Source organism: Saccharothrix sp. 6-C (genome assembly GCF_016695385.1).
Classification (GTDB): domain Bacteria; phylum Actinomycetota; class Actinomycetes; order Mycobacteriales; family Pseudonocardiaceae; genus Actinosynnema; species Actinosynnema texasense.
In genome coordinates this window covers 4,886,540-4,906,237 of the sequence record NZ_CP064192.1, presented here as the reverse complement: position 1 = coordinate 4,906,237, position 19,698 = coordinate 4,886,540, and the positions used below count along the sequence as shown (strand labels likewise).

The 19,698-nt window shown below is 74.7% G+C and carries 15 protein-coding genes; 6 read left to right on the top strand and 9 right to left on the bottom strand.

Annotation, left to right across the window (positions count from 1 at the left end; translation table 11 throughout):
- Positions 1 to 7: 7 nt before the first annotated feature.
- Together IOD16_RS20465 and IOD16_RS20460 are read right to left on the bottom strand one after the other, a co-directional pair.
- Positions 8 to 799 (bottom strand): ABC transporter permease, encoded by a 792-nt coding sequence (locus tag IOD16_RS20465; RefSeq protein WP_201435715.1) that lies wholly within the window; start codon positions 797 to 799, stop codon positions 8 to 10.
- Positions 796 to 1,776 (bottom strand): ATP-binding cassette domain-containing protein, encoded by a 981-nt coding sequence (locus IOD16_RS20460; RefSeq protein WP_201435714.1) that lies wholly within the window; start codon positions 1,774 to 1,776, stop codon positions 796 to 798. Before IOD16_RS20460 ends, IOD16_RS20465 begins: the two co-directional genes overlap by 4 nt.
- A gap of 509 nt (positions 1,777 to 2,285) precedes the next feature.
- Here IOD16_RS20460 and IOD16_RS20455 point away from each other — a divergent pair.
- On the top strand, positions 2,286 to 5,693 hold the full coding sequence (locus IOD16_RS20455) for a BTAD domain-containing putative transcriptional regulator (protein WP_201435713.1): 3,408 nt from the start codon (positions 2,286 to 2,288) through the stop codon (positions 5,691 to 5,693).
- Between the two features lie 156 nt (positions 5,694 to 5,849).
- Entirely contained in the window at positions 5,850 to 9,263 is a 3,414-nt protein-coding gene (locus tag IOD16_RS20450) for a BTAD domain-containing putative transcriptional regulator (protein WP_201435712.1), read from the top strand.
- A 439-nt stretch (positions 9,264 to 9,702) separates the two neighbouring features.
- Here the strand turns inward: IOD16_RS20450 and IOD16_RS20445 are convergent, their stop codons facing one another.
- The 4 genes from IOD16_RS20445 to IOD16_RS20430 form a co-directional block, all read right to left on the bottom strand.
- A complete protein-coding gene (locus tag IOD16_RS20445) occupies positions 9,703 to 10,323 on the bottom strand; it encodes a helix-turn-helix transcriptional regulator (RefSeq protein WP_236594242.1) in 621 nt (206 codons plus the stop codon).
- 139 nt (positions 10,324 to 10,462) lie between these two features.
- On the bottom strand, positions 10,463 to 11,560 hold the full coding sequence (locus IOD16_RS20440; RefSeq protein WP_201435711.1) for an NAD-dependent epimerase/dehydratase family protein: 1,098 nt from the start codon (positions 11,558 to 11,560) through the stop codon (positions 10,463 to 10,465).
- Positions 11,561 to 11,712: 152 nt separating this feature from the next.
- Positions 11,713 to 11,886 (bottom strand): hypothetical protein, encoded by a 174-nt coding sequence (locus IOD16_RS20435; RefSeq protein WP_201435710.1) that lies wholly within the window; start codon positions 11,884 to 11,886, stop codon positions 11,713 to 11,715.
- Positions 11,883 to 12,254: a hypothetical protein gene (locus IOD16_RS20430; RefSeq protein ID WP_201435709.1), complete on the bottom strand. Its 372-nt coding sequence runs from the start codon at positions 12,252 to 12,254 to the stop codon at positions 11,883 to 11,885. Before IOD16_RS20430 ends, IOD16_RS20435 begins: the two co-directional genes overlap by 4 nt.
- Before the next feature lie 525 nt (positions 12,255 to 12,779).
- Here IOD16_RS20430 and IOD16_RS20425 point away from each other — a divergent pair.
- From IOD16_RS20425 to IOD16_RS20410, 4 genes are read left to right on the top strand one after another with little or no spacing between them, the layout of a single operon-like run.
- The gene (locus IOD16_RS20425; RefSeq protein ID WP_201435708.1) at positions 12,780 to 13,430 is read left to right on the top strand and encodes an ABC transporter permease; all 651 of its coding nucleotides are present in this window, start codon (positions 12,780 to 12,782) and stop codon (positions 13,428 to 13,430) included.
- Complete coding sequence (locus IOD16_RS20420) at positions 13,420 to 14,526, top strand: ABC transporter ATP-binding protein (protein ID WP_201435707.1); 1,107 nt, start codon at positions 13,420 to 13,422, stop codon at positions 14,524 to 14,526. The genes IOD16_RS20425 and IOD16_RS20420 overlap by 11 nt, the downstream gene beginning before the upstream one ends.
- Entirely contained in the window at positions 14,523 to 15,296 is a 774-nt protein-coding gene (locus IOD16_RS20415) for an ABC transporter permease (RefSeq protein WP_201435706.1), read from the top strand. The genes IOD16_RS20420 and IOD16_RS20415 overlap by 4 nt, the downstream gene beginning before the upstream one ends.
- The gene (locus IOD16_RS20410) at positions 15,293 to 16,267 is read left to right on the top strand and encodes a glycine betaine ABC transporter substrate-binding protein (RefSeq protein WP_201435705.1); all 975 of its coding nucleotides are present in this window, start codon (positions 15,293 to 15,295) and stop codon (positions 16,265 to 16,267) included. The genes IOD16_RS20415 and IOD16_RS20410 overlap by 4 nt, the downstream gene beginning before the upstream one ends.
- 7 nt (positions 16,268 to 16,274) lie before the next feature.
- Here IOD16_RS20410 and IOD16_RS20405 read toward each other — a convergent pair whose 3' ends face one another.
- From IOD16_RS20405 to IOD16_RS20395, 3 genes are all read right to left on the bottom strand, one after another.
- Positions 16,275 to 16,874, bottom strand: a complete 600-nt coding sequence (locus IOD16_RS20405; protein ID WP_201435704.1) for a cysteine hydrolase — start codon at positions 16,872 to 16,874, stop codon at positions 16,275 to 16,277.
- Between the two features lie 145 nt (positions 16,875 to 17,019).
- Entirely contained in the window at positions 17,020 to 18,252 is a 1,233-nt protein-coding gene (locus tag IOD16_RS20400) for an MFS transporter (RefSeq protein ID WP_201435703.1), read from the bottom strand.
- Positions 18,253 to 18,257: 5 nt separating this feature from the next.
- Positions 18,258 to 19,562: a GGDEF domain-containing protein gene (locus IOD16_RS20395; protein ID WP_236594241.1), complete on the bottom strand. Its 1,305-nt coding sequence runs from the start codon at positions 19,560 to 19,562 to the stop codon at positions 18,258 to 18,260.
- Positions 19,563 to 19,698 lie beyond the last annotated feature (136 nt).

Below are 19,698 nucleotides of genomic sequence, written 5' to 3'. Positions count from 1 at the left end.
ACCCCGGTCAGCGGTCCCGGTCGTAGAGCCGCTTCGCCCACGCGTACCCGACCAGGGCGATCACGGCGCACCAGCCGAGCGCGACCGCGGCGGCGTCACCGATCGGCGTGCCCAGGAGCAGGCCGCGCAGCGTCTCCATGACCGGGGTGAGCGGCTGGTGCTCGGCGAACCACCGCAGCCCGGCGGGCAGCGACCCGGTCGGCACGAACCCGCTGCCGAGGAACGGCAGCAGCGTCAACGGCATGGGCAGGTTGCTCGCCGCCGCGACGGTCTTCGTCACCAGACCCATGGCGACAGCCAGCCACGCGAACGCGAACGCGGTCGCGGTGAGCACCCCGGCGACCGCGAACCACTCGACCCCGGTCGCGTTCGGCCGGAACCCGACGAGCACGGCCACCCCGAGGACGACGGCGAGGCTGAACAGGGTGTGCAGCACGCTGCCCAGCACGTGCCCGGTCAGGACGGACACCCGCGCGATGGCCATGGTCCGGAACCGGGCGATGATGCCCGTCGTCATGTCGATCGCCACCGAGATCGCGGTGCCCTGCACGGCCCCGACGATGGTGATCAGCAGGATGCCGGGCGTCACGTAGTCGACGTAGGCGCCGCGGCCGCCCGACCCGCCGGACCCGCCCAGGCCGTCGCCGAGGGTGCCGCCGAGCACGTAGACGAACAGCAGCAGGAAGACGATCGGCACGGCGAGCAGCATCAACGTCATGGACCAGGCGCGGGCCATGTGCCGCAACTGGCGGCGCAGCATCGTGGTCGAGTCGCGCACGGCGAGGGTGATCGTGGTCATCGGGCGGTCGCTTCCGGGGAGGTGGGGGCGGTGGTCGAGGCCGGTCGGCCGGTCACCGCGAAGAACACGTCGTCGAGGTCGGGGGTGCGCACGGCCAGCCCGTCCACGTCGACCGACGCGGTGTCGAGGCGGTCGAGGAGGACCTTGAGCGAGCGGACGTCGCCGTCGCCGGGCACCCGCAGGACCGACGACCCGTCGGCCGGCTCCGGCGCGACCCCCAGGGCGGCGGCCGCCTCGGCCAGGGCGCGGTCGTCGGCGAACCGCAGCTCGACGTGCCCGCCCGGCACCAGCCGCTTGAGCTCGTCCGGGGAGCCCTCGGCGACGACCACGCCGCGGTCGAGCAGGGCGATCCGGTCGGCGAGCTGGTCGGCCTCCTCCAGGTACTGCGTGGTGAGGAAGACCGTCACGCCCCCGGCCACCAGGTCGCGGACGATCTGCCACACGTCGCGCCGGCCGCGCGGGTCGAGCCCGGTGGTCGGCTCGTCGAGGAAGATCACCCGCGGGTCGCCGACGAGGCCCATGGCGAGGTCGAGCCGCCGCCGCATGCCGCCCGAGTACGTCACAGCCGCCTTCCGCGCCGCCTCGCCGAGGTCGAACCGCTCGACCAGGTCCGCCACGCGCCGCCGGCCCTCGGCCCGGCCCAGGTGGTGCAGGTCGGCCATCAGCAGCAGGTTCTCCTCGCCGGTGAGGAAGTCGTCCACGGCGGCGAACTGGCCGGTGACCCCGATCGCGGCCCGCACCAGGTCGGGTTCGCGGGCCACGTCGTGCCCGCCCACCCTGGCTTCGCCCGAGTCGGCGCGGATCAGGGTCGACAGGATCCGGACCACGGTGGTCTTGCCCGCGCCGTTGGGGCCGAGCAACGAGAAGACGGTGCCCTCGGGCACGTGCAGGTCGATGCCGTCGAGCACCACCTGGTCGCCGTAGGACCGGCGCAGACCGGTCACCGCGATCGCGGGCTCGGTGGGGAGGTTCGTCATGCGGGCGACAGTGCCGCCGCGCCGGATCACCGCGGTTTCACGGCGGTTTCAGCGCGGGCACCGGCCCGATGCGGACGCGCATTCACCGGTCTCGCCGTCGAGCGGAGTCGCGAGAGTGCGGGCAGCGAAATGGGACGCTCGCGATGTCGGATCACCCGCGCGGCTGATCCGGCTGATCTGCCTGCGACATCGGCCAATGCGGTGACCGCGGTGTTCTGCCACCCGGCTTTCGCGCCTCCGGCGGTGTTCGCGTTTACCGCTACTGTTGGCGACCAGGAGTGGCTCCCCGTGGCTATGTTGGGAAGTGGGATCGTGCCCGTTCGGTGGATGGGCCGATTGCCGCAAGGTCGGTGTGACGAGGGGTGTGGTGATCCGATGTCGGCGATCGAATGCGCGGCGGACGCCATTCCCCGCCCAGTGGAATGCGCCCCGTTTTCCCGCTTTCCGCGCCGGCGGCGGGTCCGCGCGGGTGTCGTGACGCCGCCGGCCGGCCGCAGCGGGCGGAAGCGGTGACGGCTGTCCCCGTCAGGGTGGAACTGCTGGGCGTGGTCCGGGCCTGGCGCAACGGGATCGAGGTCGACCTGGGCACCGCCCGGCGGCGCGCGGTGTTCGCCCTGCTCGCGCTGCGCGCCGGGCAGGCGGTCTCCAAGGACGAGCTGATCGACGGGGTGTGGGGCGACGCGCCACCCGCGACGGCCGGCGCCGGCCTGCACACCTACGTCTCCGGGCTGCGCCGCGCGTTCGAGCCGGAGCGGACCAAGCGGTCCGCCGGCGTCGTGCTCACCTCGGCCGGGTCCGGGTACTGCCTGCGCGTGCCGGTGGACGGCGTGGACGTGCACCGCTTCGAACGCCACCGCGAACGGGCCAGGGAGCTGGCCGACCGTGAACCGGCGCTGGCGTTGGCCGAGCTGGAGCAGGCGCACGCGCTGTGGCGGGGCGAGGCGCTGTCCGGGGTGCCCGGCCCGTTCGCCGAGTCGCAGCGGTCCCGGCTGCGCGAGCTGCGGCTGGCCACCGCCGAGCGGCGGGCCGAGCTGGCGCTGGTCGTCGGCCGGCACGAGGACGTGATCGCCGACCTCGCCGCGCTGACCCGCGAGCACCCGGTGCGCGAAGGCCTGCGCGCACTGCTCATGACCGCCCTGCACCGGGCCGGGCGGCAGGCGGAGGCGTTGGAGGTCTACCACGACGCACGGCGCGTGCTCGTGGAGGAACTGGGCATCGAACCGGGCGTCGCACTGCGACAAGCGCACCGAATCGTCTTGGAGGACAAGGCGGACGACGTCCCCGCGCCGCGGGTCGGCGCGTCACCCATGATCGAACCGGCCGTGTTCGTCGGACGGGACGAGGAAGCGGACGCGCTGCGCCTGGCCGTCGCCGACCTGCTCGCCGGCCGGGGCGGCGCGGTCTGGGTCGGCGGCGAACCGGGCATCGGCAAGTCCGCCCTGCTGGCCACCGGCCTCGCCCGCGCCGCCGAGGCCGGGTGCCGGGTCGCGTGGGCGGCGGGCGACGAGTTCGGGCCGCGCACCCCACTGCGGGTGCTGCTCGACTGCCTCGACGTCACCGAGTCCTCCGCCGACCCGCGCCGGGCCGCCCTGGCGCACGCGCTGCGCGGCCCGGCCGACGCGTGCGACGACCCGGTGCCGCTGGTCATCGAGCGGATGCTGGGCCTGGTCGACGAGCTGTGCGCCGAAGCGCCGCTGGTGATCGTGGTGGACGACCTCCAGTGGGTGGACGAGGCCAGCGTCCTGCTGTGGCACCGCCTGCTGCGGGTGGTGCGCCAGTGGCCGCTGCTGCTGGTCGCCGCCGGCCGGCCGGTGCCACGACGGTCCGACGTGGACCAGGTGCGCCGCGCCGTCGCGGGCTCCGGCGGCCGGGTCGTCGAACTCGGCCCCCTCCCGGCCGACTCCGTCACCGCGCTGCTGACCACGCGCCTCGGCGCGCCTCCCGGCCGGAGCCTGCGCGCCCTCACCGCCCTGGCCGCCGGGAACCCGCTCTACACCAAGGACCTCGTCGACGTCGTGCTGCGCGAAGGCACGGTCCGGGTGGCCGGCGGCCAGGCCGAGACCACGTCGGACGTCGACCATGACCTGCCCCGCGCCCTGGTGTCGGTGATGGCCCGCAGGCTCGGCTTCCTGACCCCGACCACCACCGACGTGCTGCGCTCGGCGGCGTTGCTGGGCGACGAGTTCGCCCTCGGGGACCTCGCCATCGCGCTCGGCCGCCCGCTCGGCGGTCTCCTCGCCGCCGTGGAGGAGGCGACGGCCGCCGGCGTCCTGGACGACGGCGGGCCGAAGCTCGCGTTCCGCCACCCGCTGGTCCGGCAGGCGCTCCACCTCTCGGTGCCCGCCGGTGTCCGGGCCGCGCTGCACCGCCAGGCCGCCGACGCGCTCGCCGGGGCCGGCGCGTCGGTCGAACTGGTCGTCGGGCAGTTGGCCGCCGCACCCGGCACGGTGGACGAGCGGGCCGCGGACTGGTTGGTCGCGAACGCGGTGGTGCTCGCGGACAGAGCGCCGGACGCGACCGTCGGGCTGCTCCGCGCGGTCATCGCCGAGTCCACTGTGGATGATGAGCGCCGCGAACGGCTGGCCGCCCTGCTGGCCACCCTGATGTTCTGGCTCGGCCGACCCCCGCAGGCCGCCGCGAGGTACGTGCTGGCCCGCACCCGGGACGCCGACCGGGCCGCCGGGATGCGCTGGATCCTCGCCTGCGCCCAGCACCGGGACGGCCAGGCGACCGACGCCGTGGACGCGTTGCGCGCGGCGGTCGCCGACGACGCGGTGCCGCCGCCGTGGCGCGCGCGACTGGAGTCGCTGCTGGCCGTGGTGCAGCGGGAAGGCCTCGACGACGTCGCCGCCGCGGAGGAGACGGCGAGCCGCGCGCTGCGGCGCGGCGAGGACGTGCGGGACGACCTCGCCGCGGCACACGCGCTGCGAGGGCTGTGGCAGGTCAGCACGGTCCGCCGCGACCACCCGGAGGCGCTGGCACGGGTCGACCGCGCGCTGGCCCTGACCGACGGGCGACCCGACCTCGGCCCCCTGCGGCTCGGACTGCTCGACGACAAGGCGTTCACCCTGCAGAACCTGGACCGGCTCGACGAAGCCGACGAGGTGCTGCGCGCGGCCCGCGACCTGGCCCGCGCCGGCGCGACCTGCCCGCACGTCACCACCGCCGCGCAGGACTACTGGCGCGGCCGGTGGGACCGGGCCCTCGCGGAGGCGGACGCCCTGCGCGACGACCCGGGCCGCGCGCTCGGCGAACGCGGCCCGGTGCTCCTCGCGCACGGCGTGGCCGCGCTGATCGCCGCCCGGCGCGACCGGGTCCGGTCGGCCGAGGACCACCTCCGGGCCGCCGCCGACCGACCGCCCGTCACCCCGGCCGACCGGGAGCACGGCGACTTCCTGCTCGTCGCACGGGCGGTGCTGGCCGAGCGCGCGGGACGACCCGACGAGGCCTTCGCCGCCGTCGAGCCCCTGCTGACCCCGAAACCCGGCCACCTCGTGCCGCGGCACCAGTGGCTGCCCGACGTGGCGCGGCTGGCCCTGCGCGCCGGACGGCCGGACATCGCCGAACGCGCGCTGGCCGGCTGCGTCGAGGAGGCCGCGCTGGAACGGGTCCCCGGTCGGGCGTCCACCGCCGAAGCCCGCTGCCGGGGACTGGTCGCGGGTGACCCTCGGCCGGTGCTGGCCGCGGTGGCGCGGTACCGGGAAGTGGGCCGGCCGGTGGAGCTGGCGGAAGCGTCGGAGGACGCGGCGGTGCTGCTCGCCGCACGGGGCGACCGGGCGGCGGCCGACGCGGCGTTCCGCGAGGCGTTGGCCGGGTACGAGGCGCTGGGCGCGGTGCACGACGTGCGACGGGCGCGGGCCCGGATGCGTGGTCCGCGTGGTGAGGGACAGGAGTTCGGATGGGTCGGTGTCAGCTGAGCGGCAGCGGTCGGGCGGGGCGGTCGGTGAGGTGAGGGTTAGCGCGCGGCGGTGGCCGCGGGTGGACATGGTGCGGGCGAACGTGGTGCGGGTGGACGCGGTGTCGGCGGGCGGGCGGTCGGCGGGCGGGGTGTCGGACGAGAGGCGGTCTGCGGGATGACGGGCGCGTTGCGGGTCGAACTGCTGGGCACGGTGCGCGCCTGGTCGGGTGAGCGGGAAGTGGACCTGGGCTCCTCACGGCCACGCGCGCTGTTCGCGATGCTGGCGCTGCGGTCCGGCGGCGTGGGCCGTGACGAGCTCGTCGCGGGCGTCTGGGGCGCCGACGCGCCCCCGACGGCCGAAGGCAGCGTCCACACCTACGTGTCCACGCTGCGCAAGGCCCTGGAACCGGACCGGCCGCGCGGCGTCCCCGCCCGGTCACTGGTGTCCGTCGGCTCCGGCTACCGGCTGCTCGTGGACGGCGGCCTGGACGTCGCCGCGTTCGAGTCCTCGCGCGACCTCGCCCGGCGACACCTCGCCGACGGCGACCCCGGCGCCGCCCGACGTGCGCTCGACGAAGCGCTGGCGTTGTGGCGCGGCGAGGCGTTGGCAGGGCTGACCGGCCCGTTCGCCGAAGCCCAGCGGCGCAGGCTCGGCGAAGCGCGCACCACCGCGCGGGAACTGCGCGCCGAAGCCGCGCTCGCCTCCGGCGCGCACGGCGAGGTCGTCGCCGAACTGGCCGACCTCGTGGCCGAGGAACCGCTGCGGGAACGGGCACGCGAACTGCTGATGCTCGCCCTGCACCGGTCCGGGCGCAGCGCGGAAGCCCTCGAAGTGTTCCGGGACGCGCGCCGCGTCCTCGTGGAGGAACTGGAAGTCGAGCCCGGACGGCGGCTGCGTGCCGCGCACGAGCACATCCTCGGCGGCACCGACCCGGAACCCGTGCCGGCCGCGCGGCGACCGTCCACGGTGGCACCCGTCGACCCGCCGCCCGCCGCGGAACTCGTCGGCCGCGACGTGGAACTGGCGGCGGTGCGGCGGGTGGTCGACGACGTCACCGCCGGCGCGGGCCGGCTGCTGTGGATCGAAGGCGAGATGGGCATCGGCAAGTCGGCGCTGACGGCCGCGCTGCTCGCACAAGCCACCCGGTCCGGCCACCAGGTCGCCCACGCCGTCGCCGACGAGCTGGGCAGCCGCTTCCCGCTGCGGCTCGCCCTGGACGGCCTGCGCGTCGAAACCCGCTCACCCGACCCCAGGCGGGCGGCGACCGCGCGGGCGTTGCGCCAGGAACGACCGGCCGGGTCGATCTTCGCCGACGCCGACCCCGTGTTCGGCGCGGTCGACCGGCTGGTGGCCCTGGTGGAACAGCTGTGCGCGGACGGCCCGCTCGTGTTCGCGCTGGACGACCTCCAGTGGTCGGACGAGACCAGCACGCAGGTGTGGCACCGGCTCACGACCGTCGCCCGGCGCCTGCCGCTGCTGCTGGTCGGCGCGGCCAGGCCGGTGCCGTACCGGGCGGAGGTCGCGCGACTGCGCCGCGACGTCGAGTCGGGCGGCGGCGCGGTGCTCGACCTGGCGCCGTTGGCCGACACCGAGGTCGCCGGCCTCGTCGGACGCCTGGTGGGCGCCTCACCCGGCCCGGGGCTGCGCCGCATCGCCGCCCGCGCCGGCGGCAACCCCCTGTACCTGCGGGAGGTCGCCGACGCGCTCGTCCGGGAACGGGTCGTCGAGATCGACACCGGGATCGCGGACGTCGCCCCGCACGCCCTGGACCGGGTGCCCGTGTCGCTCGTGTCCGCCGTGACCGGCCGGTTGGACTTCCTGGCCGACCCCACCCGCGAGGTGCTGCGGTGGTCCGCCCTGCTCGGCGGCGAGTTCGCGGTCGGCGACCTGTCGGTGGTGCTCGGCACGCCCGTGTTCGACCTCGCCGGCCGGTTGGAGGAAGCCGTCGCGGCGGGCGTGCTGCGCGACGCCGGACCCCGGATGGCGTTCCGGCACCCGCTCATCCGGCAGGCCCTCTACGAAGGCACCCCCGCCGCGCTGCGCACCGCCCTGCACCAGCAGGCCGCGCAGGCGCTCGCCGCGTCCGGCGCACCCGTGGACCACGTGGCGGAGCAGCTGCTGGCCGCGTCCGGCGAGGTGGGCCCGTGGGTGGTCGACTGGCTGGTCGCCCAAGCACCCGCACTCGTCTACCGCGCGCCGCTGGTGGCGGTCGAACTGCTCCAGCGGTGCCTCGGGTCGTCGGTCGCGCGGGACGAACGTGACGCGACGTTGATGGCGCACCTCAGCAGCGCGCTGTTCCGGATCGGGAGGGACGCCGAAGCCGAGGAGCACGCTCGCCGGGCGTTGCCGCGACTGCGGTCGCCGGACCTGATCGCGGAAGTGCGCTGGACGTTGGCGTACATGCCCTACCGGGGCGCGCGGGCGGAGGAAGCGGTGACGGCGTCGCGTGAGGCACTGGCCGACCCCGTGCTGTCGGACATGTGGCGCGCACGGCTGTTGTCGTTGCTGGCGCTGGTGCAGCGGGCGGGGGTCGGCGAGCTGGACGGCGCCGAGAGCAGCGCGCGGGCGGCCATCGAGGCGGGGGAGCGGGCCGCCGACCCGTTCGCCATCGGCCAGGCGCTGGAAGTGCTGTGGCAGGTCGAGGCGGTCCGCCGCGACTACCCGCGCGCCGTGGCGTACCTGGACCAGGCGCTCGACGTGGTCGGCACCGACGTCAGCCTCACCGACCTGCGGTTGCTGCTGCTGGACAACCGGATCTTCACCCTCCAGTGCCTGGACCGGCTGGAGGAGGCCACGTCGAGCCTGCGTGCCGCGTTCGACCTGGCCGGTCGCGGCACCCCCGTGGCGGGCCTGCACCTGGCCGCCGCCGTGCACCAGTTCTGGCTCGGCGGCTGGGACGAGGCGGTGGGGCGGCTGGAGGCGGTCGTCGGCGACCCCGAGTTCACCGGCTTCGGCCTGCGCGAAGGCGGTCCCGTGCTGCTGCACGGCGTGGTCGCGCTGATCGCCGCGCACCGGGACGACGGCGCGCGCCTCGACACGCACCTCACCACCGGGCTCACCTTGCCCCTGGTGACCGAGGCGTACCGCGAGAACTGCGACTTCCTCGTCGCCGCGCAGGCGATGGCGGCGGCGCGCGAAGGCGATCACGCGGGCGCGGTCGAGGTGCTCGGCACCATCCTCGACACCCGCTACGCCGACATGATGCTGCGCCACCAGTGGCTGCCCGAGCTGGTCCGGCAAGCCCTGGCGGGCAACGACCACGCGACCGCCCGGGCCGCCGTCGAAGCCTGCGAAGCCGAGGCCGCCCGCGAAACCAAAGCCGCCCGCGCCGCCGCGGCCGCACGGCGGTGTCGCAGCGTGCTGGCGTCGGACCCGGAGGGCCTGGTCCCGGTCATCAGCCACTACCGCGCCGTGGGGCGGACGTTCGAGCTGGCTCAGACCCTGGAGGACCAAGCCGTCCTGCTCGCCCGGCGCGGAGAGGCGGCGGCGGCCGAGGACGTCGTCGGCGAGGCGACCGACCTCTACCGCGGTTTCGGTGCGCGGTGGGACATGAGGCGGGCCATCGCACGGGTCGCGGAGGCGCGCTGAGCGGGATGCGCTGTGTGGAGGCGTGCTGAGCGGAGGCGCGTTCTGTGGGGGCGCGCTGAGCGGGGACGGGTCGAGGCAAGCGGGCTGCGCGCAGGTGGGCTGGATCTGGCAGGCAGCGGTGGGACGGGCAGCGGTGAGGCGGTCGGCTGAGGCAGCGTGGTCTGGGCGGTGAGGCGGGCTGGATCAGAGCGGGCTGAGTCGGTGGGGTGGTCTGAGGTGGGCTGGGTCGGTGGGGGAGGGCTCGTGGTCGTGGAGGGGTGGTCGGTGGGTGCGGAGGTGTGGCGTTGGCACAGCGGTCCGGGCCGTGGCGCCACCCCTTCTTTTCCCGGCAACAAATCTACCGTTTCCATTCATCCCCCACGCCTGTGCCACTTTCGGGTGATCTCGGAAGCGCGTCCTCGATCCCCGGCTGGGTGGCCTGGCCTGGGCGTTGAACAGGTCAGATCATTCCCTTCCTCAGAGCGTAGGCGACCGCGTGCGGCCGGTTGCGCAGATTCAGCCGGGTGGTGATCCCGTAGAACACGTTCTTGATGGTCCGCTCCGAGTACGACAACCGGCCCGCGATCTCGGCCGTGTCCAACCCGTCGGCCATCAGCCGCAGCACGTCCGTCTCCCGCGCCGACAGCCGGTCGCGTCCCCCTTCCGGCGTGAGCACCTGCCGCTGCAACCGCTGCACGTGCCGCAGCAGCTCGGCCACCATGCCCGCCGGCATGGCGCCGCCGCCCTCCGCGGCGGTCAGGACGCTGCGCAGCACCAGCTGGTCGGTCACCGCGGCACGCGGCAGGATCGCCACGATCCGGCACTCCACGGCCGTTAACACGTCGGACTCGCCGACCTCGTCGACGATCAGCACCACCGGCGCGCCGACGTGCGTCGCGGCCCGCCGCAGCCGTGCCACGACCTCGACGCCCAGCCGGTCGACCGCCATGACGACCACGTCCGGTTTCACGGGCAGGGGGCCGTCCAGCAGTTCCAGGTCGGGCCTCGATCCGAGGTAGGTGGTCAGGCCCGTCATGCTCAGGTGATCCGCCGCTTGGACGACGACCCGGATTCGTTCCACCGCTACCTCCCGCAGACTCGGCTTGCACCACCGAGTCTGCGAGTCGCGACTTCACGCGGTCTCAAGAGCGTCTAAAAGGATTCTTCACGCCCGCTGGACGACCTCCGGACGCGTGAAGGACGAGCCGGCGCGTTCCGGGTCAAGGGGTCGCCGTGGAGTCGCTCAGGTCGTCGACCCCGGTCATGTCGGCGTCGACCCAGTGCTCGTGCACCGAGCGGAGGATGTCCGAGAGGTCGTGCGCCGGCTGCCAGGCCGGGTAGTCGCGCCGGAACTTGCGGGTGTCGGTGATCCAGCACCGCACGTCCGCGAACCGGTGCTCGGGCACGTGCTCGAACGGCACCTCCTGGCCGGTCAGGTGCTCGTACCGGGCGATCAGCTCCAGGATCGACGTGCTGCGCTCCCTCCCGCCGCCCGCGTGGTAGACCTCGCCCGGCCGGGGCTCCAGGTAGAACTGCCAGAACATCTCCACCAGGTCACGCGCGTCCAGCACGTCGCGCACCTGCTTGCCGCCGTGCCCGATCACCGGGAACGTCGCCCCTCGCACGGCGCTGCGGACCAGGTGCGACAGGAACCCGTTCTGCTCGACGCCCGCGTGCCGCGCGCCGGTCACGCTGCCGCACCGGAACACCCCGACCCGCAGCCCGAGCAGGCCCGCGTACGACTGCGCGGCGAGGTCGGCGGCCAGCTTCGACACCCCGGCGAACGTCCGGTTGCCGCCCAGCCGGATCGACTCGTCGATGCCGTGCTCGTGGTAGGGGTGCGCCGGGTCGATCTCCCACCTCGTGTCGGTCTCCACCAGCGGCAGGGAGTCGGACACGTCGCCGTACACCTTCGTGGTGGACGTCAGCACGACCACCGCCGAGGGGCAGTGCCGCCGGACGGCCTCCAGCACGTTCATCGTGCCGACCGCGTTGACCTTCAGGTCCACCACGGGCCGGTCGGCCGCCCACTCGTCGCTCGGCTGCCCGGCCGTGTGCACGACCAGCCGCACGTCCGAGCCGTACTCGCCGAACAACGCGGTGAGCGCGCTTTCGTCGCGCACGTCCATCCGGTGGTGCCGGTAGTTCGGGATGCGCTCGACGTCGGCCAGGTTGTCCGCGACGGAACCGGCCGGGCCGAACAGGTACCGCCGCATCCCGTTGTCCACGCCGACGACCAGGTCGAACCTCGACGCGAGCGCCCGCACGGCCTCGCCCCCGACCAGGCCGGCCGACCCCGTGACCACTACCACGTCCATGTGCCCCCCTCGTCTGTCCTCACCGGACGTTCAGGGCCGGCGGCAGCGCGATGGCGCGGCTGCCCCCGTCAGCCGTCACCACCACCATATCCATCGCGGACACCGCCACTTGCCCGGCGAACGCCCGCTCGCGGCGCACCCGTCGCGTCGGGTCACCGGCACCGGGCGCGGCGGTTCCACTCGTCGAGCAGCGCGTCGATCCAGGCGAGCATCAGGTCGACCGTGGCGTGGTCGCGGGTGTCCCGGTAGTGGCGGAGGTCCTTGACGGCCGCGGCCAGCTCGAACCGCAGGTCGCACGACGAGATGTCGTTCGGCGTGGGCGTCACGGCTCGTGCCGGGGCGCGTTGCGGGCCGCCATCCGGAAGGCCTCGATGTACTTCGGCAGCTCGGCCAGCGCGTGCTCCCAGGAACCCGCCGTGACCTGCTCGGCGAACACCGCGTCGACCACGAGCCGGTCGACGTCCGGGTCGATGTCGTCGCCACCGGCGCTCCGCAGCCGCCGCGACACCTCGAACCGGTGCGCCCGCGACCGGACGACCTCCAGGGTCCGCTCGAGGCCGGTGATGACCCGCGCGGCCTCCGACGGCTCGACCACCAGCCACCCCTTGGCCGCCAGGTCGAGGAACAGGTCGCCCGCGAACCTCTCCGGCGTGGAACCGTCCGCCACCCGACCTCCGTGCTCCTGGGACCTCATCGCCTCGCACCTCCGCACCGGCACCGGGGCCGGTACCGGTCCTCCGGAACCCCCGTCCGCCCGGCGGCAGGGAGCCGGCTTGAGCCCACCACGTCGCACGGGTGCGCCGGAAGCCCGGCGGGACAGGTCTGCCCGTCCGTACCCGTCACCTCCCTCGCGGTGGTCGGCCCGGTGGCCCTGCCGCTCGGCCGAACGGGCGGCCGGGCCTGGGCCGGGCAAGACGATCGTCGGCACCCATCGACCACGACACCGTTCCCCAGGACGGACGACGGCCTCATGGACCGGCTTCCGGGAACGTCAGGTGATCGGCAGGTCGTCCGGCGGCGCCGCGGGGCGGGTGGGCGGTACGGTGCCGGGACCGTTCGGCGCGCCGGCCTTCAGCCGCCGTCGCCGGGCGGCGCGGCTCGACCGGGCCGCGATGACGAGCCGCTGCGCGCTCCGGGCAGCGCGTCTCGGACAAGGGGGTCGCGTCATCCGTCCTGTGTGGACCGTCGTCGCCGCGGTCTGGGTACCGGGGGCCGCGAGGTGAGCTTCGGGGAGTTCCTGGCCGACCGGTGGAGCAGGCTGCTGGTCGAGGCCCTGCTGCACGTCAGCGCGGTGGTGCAGTGCGCGCTGGCGGCCGCCCTGATCGGGGTCGGCATCGGGGTCGCGGTGTACCGCAGCCCGTTCGGCTCGGCCGCCGCGACGGCGTTGACCAGCGCCATCCTCACCATCCCGTCGTTCGCCCTGCTCGGCCTGCTGATCCCGGTGCTGGGGCTCGGCGTGCCGCCGACCGTGGTCGCGCTCGTGCTGTACGGGCTGCTGCCGGTCGTGCGCAACACGATCGTGGGGCTCGGTGGTGTCGACCCCGCGGTGCGCGACGCGGCCCGCGGCGTCGGGATGAGCCGGCTCGGCGTGCTGACCGGGGTCGAGCTGAGACTGGCCTGGCCCGCGATCCTGACCGGGACGCGGATCGCCACCCAGATGCTCATGGGCATCGCCGCCATCGCCGCCTACGTGCGCGGCCCCGGCCTCGGCGTGGAGATCTTCGCCGGCCTGACCAGGGCGGGCAGCGCGAACGCGACCAACCAGGCGGTGGCGGGCACGCTCGGCATCGTCGTCCTCGCGCTGGTCCTGGACGGGATCTTCGCGCTGATCGGCCGCTACACCGTCTCCAGGGGGATCCGTGGCCAGTGAGATCCGGCTCTTCGACGTGACCAAGCGCTACGCGGGCGTCGAGGCGCCCGCCGTGGAGTCGGTCTCGATGACGATCCCGGCGGGGGAGACCGTGGTGCTGGTCGGCCCGTCCGGCTGCGGCAAGACCACCACCATGCGGATGATCAACCGGTTGATCGAGCCGACGTCGGGCCGGATCACCATCGACGGCGCGGACACCCTGTCGCTGAACCCCGACGAGCTGCGCCGGGGCATCGGGTACGCGATCCAGCAGGCAGGGCTGTTCCCGCACCTGACCGTCGGCCAGAACGTGGGCACGGTGCCCGGTCTGCTCGGCTGGAGCCGCGCCAGGGTGGCCGACCGGGTGGACGAGATGCTGGACCTGGTCGGGCTCGACCCGGCCGAGTTCCGCGGCCGCTACCCCCGGCAGCTCTCCGGCGGCCAGCAGCAGCGCGTCGGCGTCGCCCGCGCGCTCGCCGCGGACCCGCCCGTGCTGCTGATGGACGAGCCGTTCGGCGCGGTCGACCCGATCACCCGCGGCAACCTCCAGGACGAGCTGATGCGGCTGCAGTCCGAGCTGCGCAAGACGATCGTGTTCGTCACGCACGACTTCGACGAGGCGGTCAAGATCGGCGACCGGATCGCCGTGCTCGGCCCCCGCTCGCGCCTGCTCCAGTACGACACCCCCGAGGCGATCCTGGCCAACCCGGCCGACGACACGGTCGCCGGTTTCGTCGGCGCCGGCGCGTCGCTCAAGCAGCTCAGGCTGCGCCGCGTGCGCGAGGTCGAGCTGAGCCGGGCGTTGACGGCTCCGGTGACGGACCGGCCCGCCGACGTCCACCGCAGGCTCGCCTCGTCCGGGCACCGCCACGCGCTGCTGCTCGACGCCCGCGACCGGCCCGTGAGCTGGGTGCACGGCCCGGGGCAGCCGCGGCCGGTCGGCGACCCGGTGACGCTCCAGTCGACGCTCCAGGACGCCTTGGAGGCGATCCTCACCGAAGGCGGCGCGGCGGTGGTCACCGGCTCGCGCGGCGAGTACGTCGGGCTGGTGGAGATGGACGCGGTGATCGGCACGGTGCAGAAGCTGCGCGACGAGCACTCGGAGCCCGACGCGTGACGGCCGCGACCGGGATCGAAGCCGCCACCGCCCCGCCGCGGCGGGCCGAACGGTTGCGGCTGCTGGTCCAGCCGGTCGTCGTGGTGGCGCTGGTCGGCGGTGTGCTGCTGTGGGCGTTCAGCCGCGACCTCGACTCGATCGAGCGGCAGAGCCTCACCGCGTCCGCGCTGGTGTCCGCGACCTGGGACCACCTGGTGATCAGCCTGGTCGTGACCGGGCTCGTGCTCGTCGTGGCGGTGCCGCTCGGCATCGTGCTCACCCGCCGGTGGGCGCGCCGGGCCGCGCCGCTGTTCCTCGGCATCGCCACGATCGGCCAGGCGTCACCGGCGATCGGCATCCTGGTGCTGTTCTTCCTGGTCTCGGGTCTGGAAGGCATGTGGGCGGCGGTGCTGCCGATCGCCTTCTACACGCTGCTGCCCGTGCTGCGGAACACCATGGTCGGGCTCCAGGGCGTCGACCCGGCGCTGGTCGACGCGGGTCGCGGCATCGGCATGTCCGCCGCGACCGTGCTGCGGCGGATCGAGCTGCCGCTGGCCGTGCCGCTGGTCCTGGCCGGGCTGCGCACGGCGCTGGTGCACGCGGTCGGAGTGGCCACCCTCGCGGTGTTCGTCAACGGCGGCGGCCTCGGGTTGCTGATCGACACCGGCTACAAGCTGGCCAGGGTGCCCGTGCTGGTGACCGGCGCGGTGCTGGCGGTCGGCCTCGCGCTGCTCGTGGACTGGCTCGGCGCCCTCGTGGAGACCTACCTGGGACCGAAGGGGCTGCGATGAGGCGGATCACGCGACTGGCGGTCGCGGCGGCGGCGCTGCTGACGTCCGGCTGCGGGCTGGAGTCGTCGTTCGCGCTGCCGTTCGAGGTCGGGCCGGGGTCCATCCGACCCGTGCCCGAGCTGGCCGGGGTGGACGTCGCGGTCGGCTCCAAGGACTTCACCGAGAACCAGGTCCTCGGCTACATCGCCGAGGTCGCCCTGGTCGCGGCGGGCGCCGAGGTGCGGGACATGACCAACATCCAGGGCTCCAACAGCTCCCGCCAGGCGTTGCTCACCGGCGACATCGACCTGTCGTGGGACTACACCGGCACCGGGTGGATCAGCTACCTGGGCAACACCGACCCGATCCCGGACGAACGGGCGCAGTACGAGGCCGTCCGGGACGCCGACCTGGCCCGCAACGGCCTGGTGTGGCTGGACTACTCGGCGATCGACAACACCTACGCGTTCGCCGTCACCGAGGAGTTCGCCCGCGCCCACGGCCTGCGGACCACCTCCGACATGGCCGCCCTCGTCACCCGCTCGCCGGACCAGGCCGTGTTCTGCCTGGAGACCGAGTTCGTCAGCCGCAACGACGGGTTCCCGGGCGTCGCGAAGGCCTACGGCTTCGACGCGGCCGCGGCGGAGGTCAAGACGTTCGGCACCGGCACGATCTACACCGCGACGTCCACCGGGCTGTGCAACTTCGGCGAGGTGTTCACCACCGACGGCCGCATCGTGGCCCTGAACCTGGTCGTGCTGGAGGACGACCGGCGGTTCTTCCCCCGCTACAACGCCGCGATCGTGCTGCGCCAGGACTTCCACACCGCGCACCCGCAGGTCGGCGAGGTGCTGGCGCCCGTCGTGGCGGAGTTGGACAACGACACCGTGCGCGGGCTCAACGCCGAGGTCGACGTCGACGGCCGGGACCCGGCCGCGGTCGCCCGTGACTGGCTGGTGCGCGAGGGGTTCGTCTCGCTGCCCGCGACCTGACCTCGTCTCAGGACCGCGCGCGCAGGCGCGCCAGGGCCTCTTCCGCGGTCAGGCAGCCCGCCGTGGTGAGCTCCAGGTTCGCCAGGGAGGCGGTGTGCGCGGCGTCGTCGGCGGCGGTCACGCAGTCGCTGACCACGTGCACGGTGAACCCGAGGTCGGTGCCGTGGCGCGCGGTCTGCTCGACGGTCAGGTTGGTGGCCACACCGGTCAGGAACAGCGTGTCGACGCCCTGCCCGGACAGCCGGGAGGCCAGGTCGCCGCCGGCGAGACCGGAGAGCTTCTGGTTGTCGACCACGGTCGGCGTGCCGCCCGCCATCCGCGGGATGAGCCGCGCGCCCGGCGCGTCGGGCCGGAACGCCTCCTGCGCGTCGCCGACGGCCCGCATGAAGCCGGTGTTGCGCACCAGCCCGCCTTCGCCTTCGGGGATGGTGAACCTGGTGAAGAACACCGGGACACCGGCCGCTTCGTGGAAGCGCACGGCCCGGTCGACGACGCCGCTGCGGGCCACGGGCCCGCTCAGCATCGGCCCGAAGAACCCCTCCGGCTCGATGACGTTGACCTGCCAGTGCAGCGCGAGCACCGCTGCCCGCCGCGGATCGAGGTTCATGCCACGATCCTGCCTCGCCCGCCGCAGCGGCACGCCACCGGTCCCGGGCATCGGCGAGGTCGAGGCGACCCGCGGCGACCTGGACGCGATCACCGCCGCCGAACGGCGACCGGGCCGACGACCGCGGCTCGCCCGCCACGCCCGCTCACCGGGTGACGGGCCGGTCCACGCGGGTGGCGCCGCTGCGCCGCCACAGCACGCCGACGCCCAAGGCCGCGAGCACGCCCAGCACACCGCCCGCCGCGACCACCTGGTGGGGCGGCACGTGCTCGGCGGCGAGACCGGCGGCGGCGACCCCGAGCCCCTGGGCGATCTTGAGCGCGGTCACGGCCAGGCCGTAGACCTGACCCCGCGCCTCGTCCGGGGTCCACAGCGCGAACGTCGGCGAGGCGATGGCGTGGTAGCTGGACGCGGCGCCGGACGCCACGAACAGCAGCACCAGGACCGGCAGGCCGGGGTGCAGGGCGCAGGCGATCAGCGGCGCGCTGGTGGCCACCGCCAGCACGGGCAGGGCGCGCAGCTGCGCGGCCTCCGGGCGGGTGGCCACGACCAGGCTCGCCAGGGCGCAGCCCGCCGGGTAGGCGGCGAACAGGAGCCCGGCCGCGACCGGCCCGCCGCCGAACTGGTCGGCCAGCGGCACGGCCAGCGCCTCGCCGCTGATGTAGAACGCCGACAGCGCCGCGAAGCACACCAGCGCGAGGAGCCTGCGGTCGCGCCACACGAGGAGCGCGCCGGCCGTCATCGCCCGCCACCACCCCGGCCGCGCCACCCCGCCACCGGGCGCGGGACGGCTCTTCACCCACCAGGCCACGGCGGCGGCGGACACCGCGAACGACACGGCGTCCAGCAGCAGGACGCCGCTCGTGCCCACGGCGAGCACCAGGACGCCGCCGGCGGCGAACCCGGCGACCTGCGCGGCCTGGCTCACGGTGGACAGCGCGGCGGCGCCCGCGCGGAACGCGGGACCGGGCAGGACGTGCGGCAGCAGCGCGGTCCGGGCGGGCACCGCCGGCGCGCCGGCCAGTTGCAGCAGCACCAGCAGCCCGCACACCACCGGCCACGGCAGCACCGGCACGGCCATCAGCGCGACCAGCGCGGCGCGCAGCAGGTCGGAGCACACCATCACGGCGCGCCTCGGGTACCGGTCGGCCAGACCCGCCAGCAGGGGACCGCCGACCAGGTCGGGCAGGAACGTCAACGCGTAGGTGATCGCCGCCCAGGCGGGCGAGCCGGTGTCGCGGAACACCAGCACCGTGAGCGCGACCCGGGCGAACTGGTCGCCGATGGTGGAGACGGTGTGCGCGGCGAACAGGGCCCGGAACTCGGCGGAGGCGAACACCTCGCGGTACCGCGCCCGCCCGGCGTCCCCGTCGACCATCCCGGTCAGCCCGCGGTGCCGGAGGGCGCGGTCTCCACCCGGTCCCGCCCGTTGTTCTTCGCGCGGTACAGGGCGGTGTCGGCGGCGAGCAGCAGCTCGTCCACCGTGCCGCCGTGCGCCGGGAACACCGCCACGCCCAGCGACGCGGTGATCCGCAGCGCGCCGTCGGCGCCGGGGACACCGCCGGGCACGTCGGTCAGCGGCTCGCGGACCGCGGCGCGGATCCGTTCGGCGACGTGGCGCGCGTCGACCGGGTCGGTCCCGGGCAGCAGCACCACGAACTCCTCGCCGCCCCACCGGCCGACCAGGTCGCCGTCGCGGACCTGGCGGCGCAGCTCGGCGGCCACCGCGCGCAGCGCGTGGTCGCCGGCCAGGTGCCCGCGGGTGTTGTTGATGTCGCTGAAGTGGTCCAGGTCGAGCAGCAGCACGGCCATCGGCGCACCCGTCGCGGCGGAGCGGGCCAGCTCGGCCGCGGCCCGCTCGGTCCAGGCCACGGAGGTCAGCGTGCCGGTCTTGCCGTCGACGCGGGCGGCGGTGCGGTACACCGGCAGCAGCAGCCCCAGGTGCATCCCGAGCATGGTGACCACCAGCACCGGCACCACCCACGGTGCCGTGACCAGCACCACGGCCAGGCCCGTGCCCAGGCCGATCGACGCGGCGATGACCAGCTGCTGGCTCAACGGCCCCAGCACGTCGCGACCCGGCCGGACCGGGGTGGACAGCAGGATCGCGCCCACCACCAGCGCGAGGTTGACCAGCCAGTACGCGACACCGGCCGCCACCAGGGCGCCCAGGTCGACCGGGCCGGTCAGCTGCGCGGCGTGCGGCAGCGCGGGATCGGGGTGCGCGGCCAGCAGGACCGCGCCCGCCGACCAGCAGGCGAGCAGCACCGTGGCGGCGGAGAAGACCTTGCGGTGCAGCGGGCTGCGCCGGTAGATCCGCACCCACCCGTAGCCGTAGCTCACCGCGACCAGCGCGGCCAGCAGCGGCGGCGGCAGCACCAGCACGCCCGCGAACAGCCAGATCGACTGCGGGTGCGCGTACGGGCTGCCCTCGGCCGCCACCTCGCGCACCCGTTCCAGCCCGCGTGCCGCCTCGAAGTGCACCACGGCCGCGCCGGCGAGCACCGCGAACCACACCCAGTGGCGGCTCGTCACGGGCGTCAACGTCGCCACGGACGCCACCGCCACCAGGGCCACGACTTCCACGCCCAGCACGTACACCAGCACGGCGCGCGGCAGCCGCCACAGCGACCATCCACGCCACCACCCCAGAGGGGATGCGCGTTGTCGTCGGCTCCCCGCGACCATTGGGTGTCACCGCCTCAAGCCAGGTGATGACACCGTAACCAAGCCCTCACACAGAGTCGAGCACCCCGGGAGAGCACATGAGCACCGTCACCATCACCACCGGCAACGGCCGCCCCAACGACTGGCGCACCAGCCG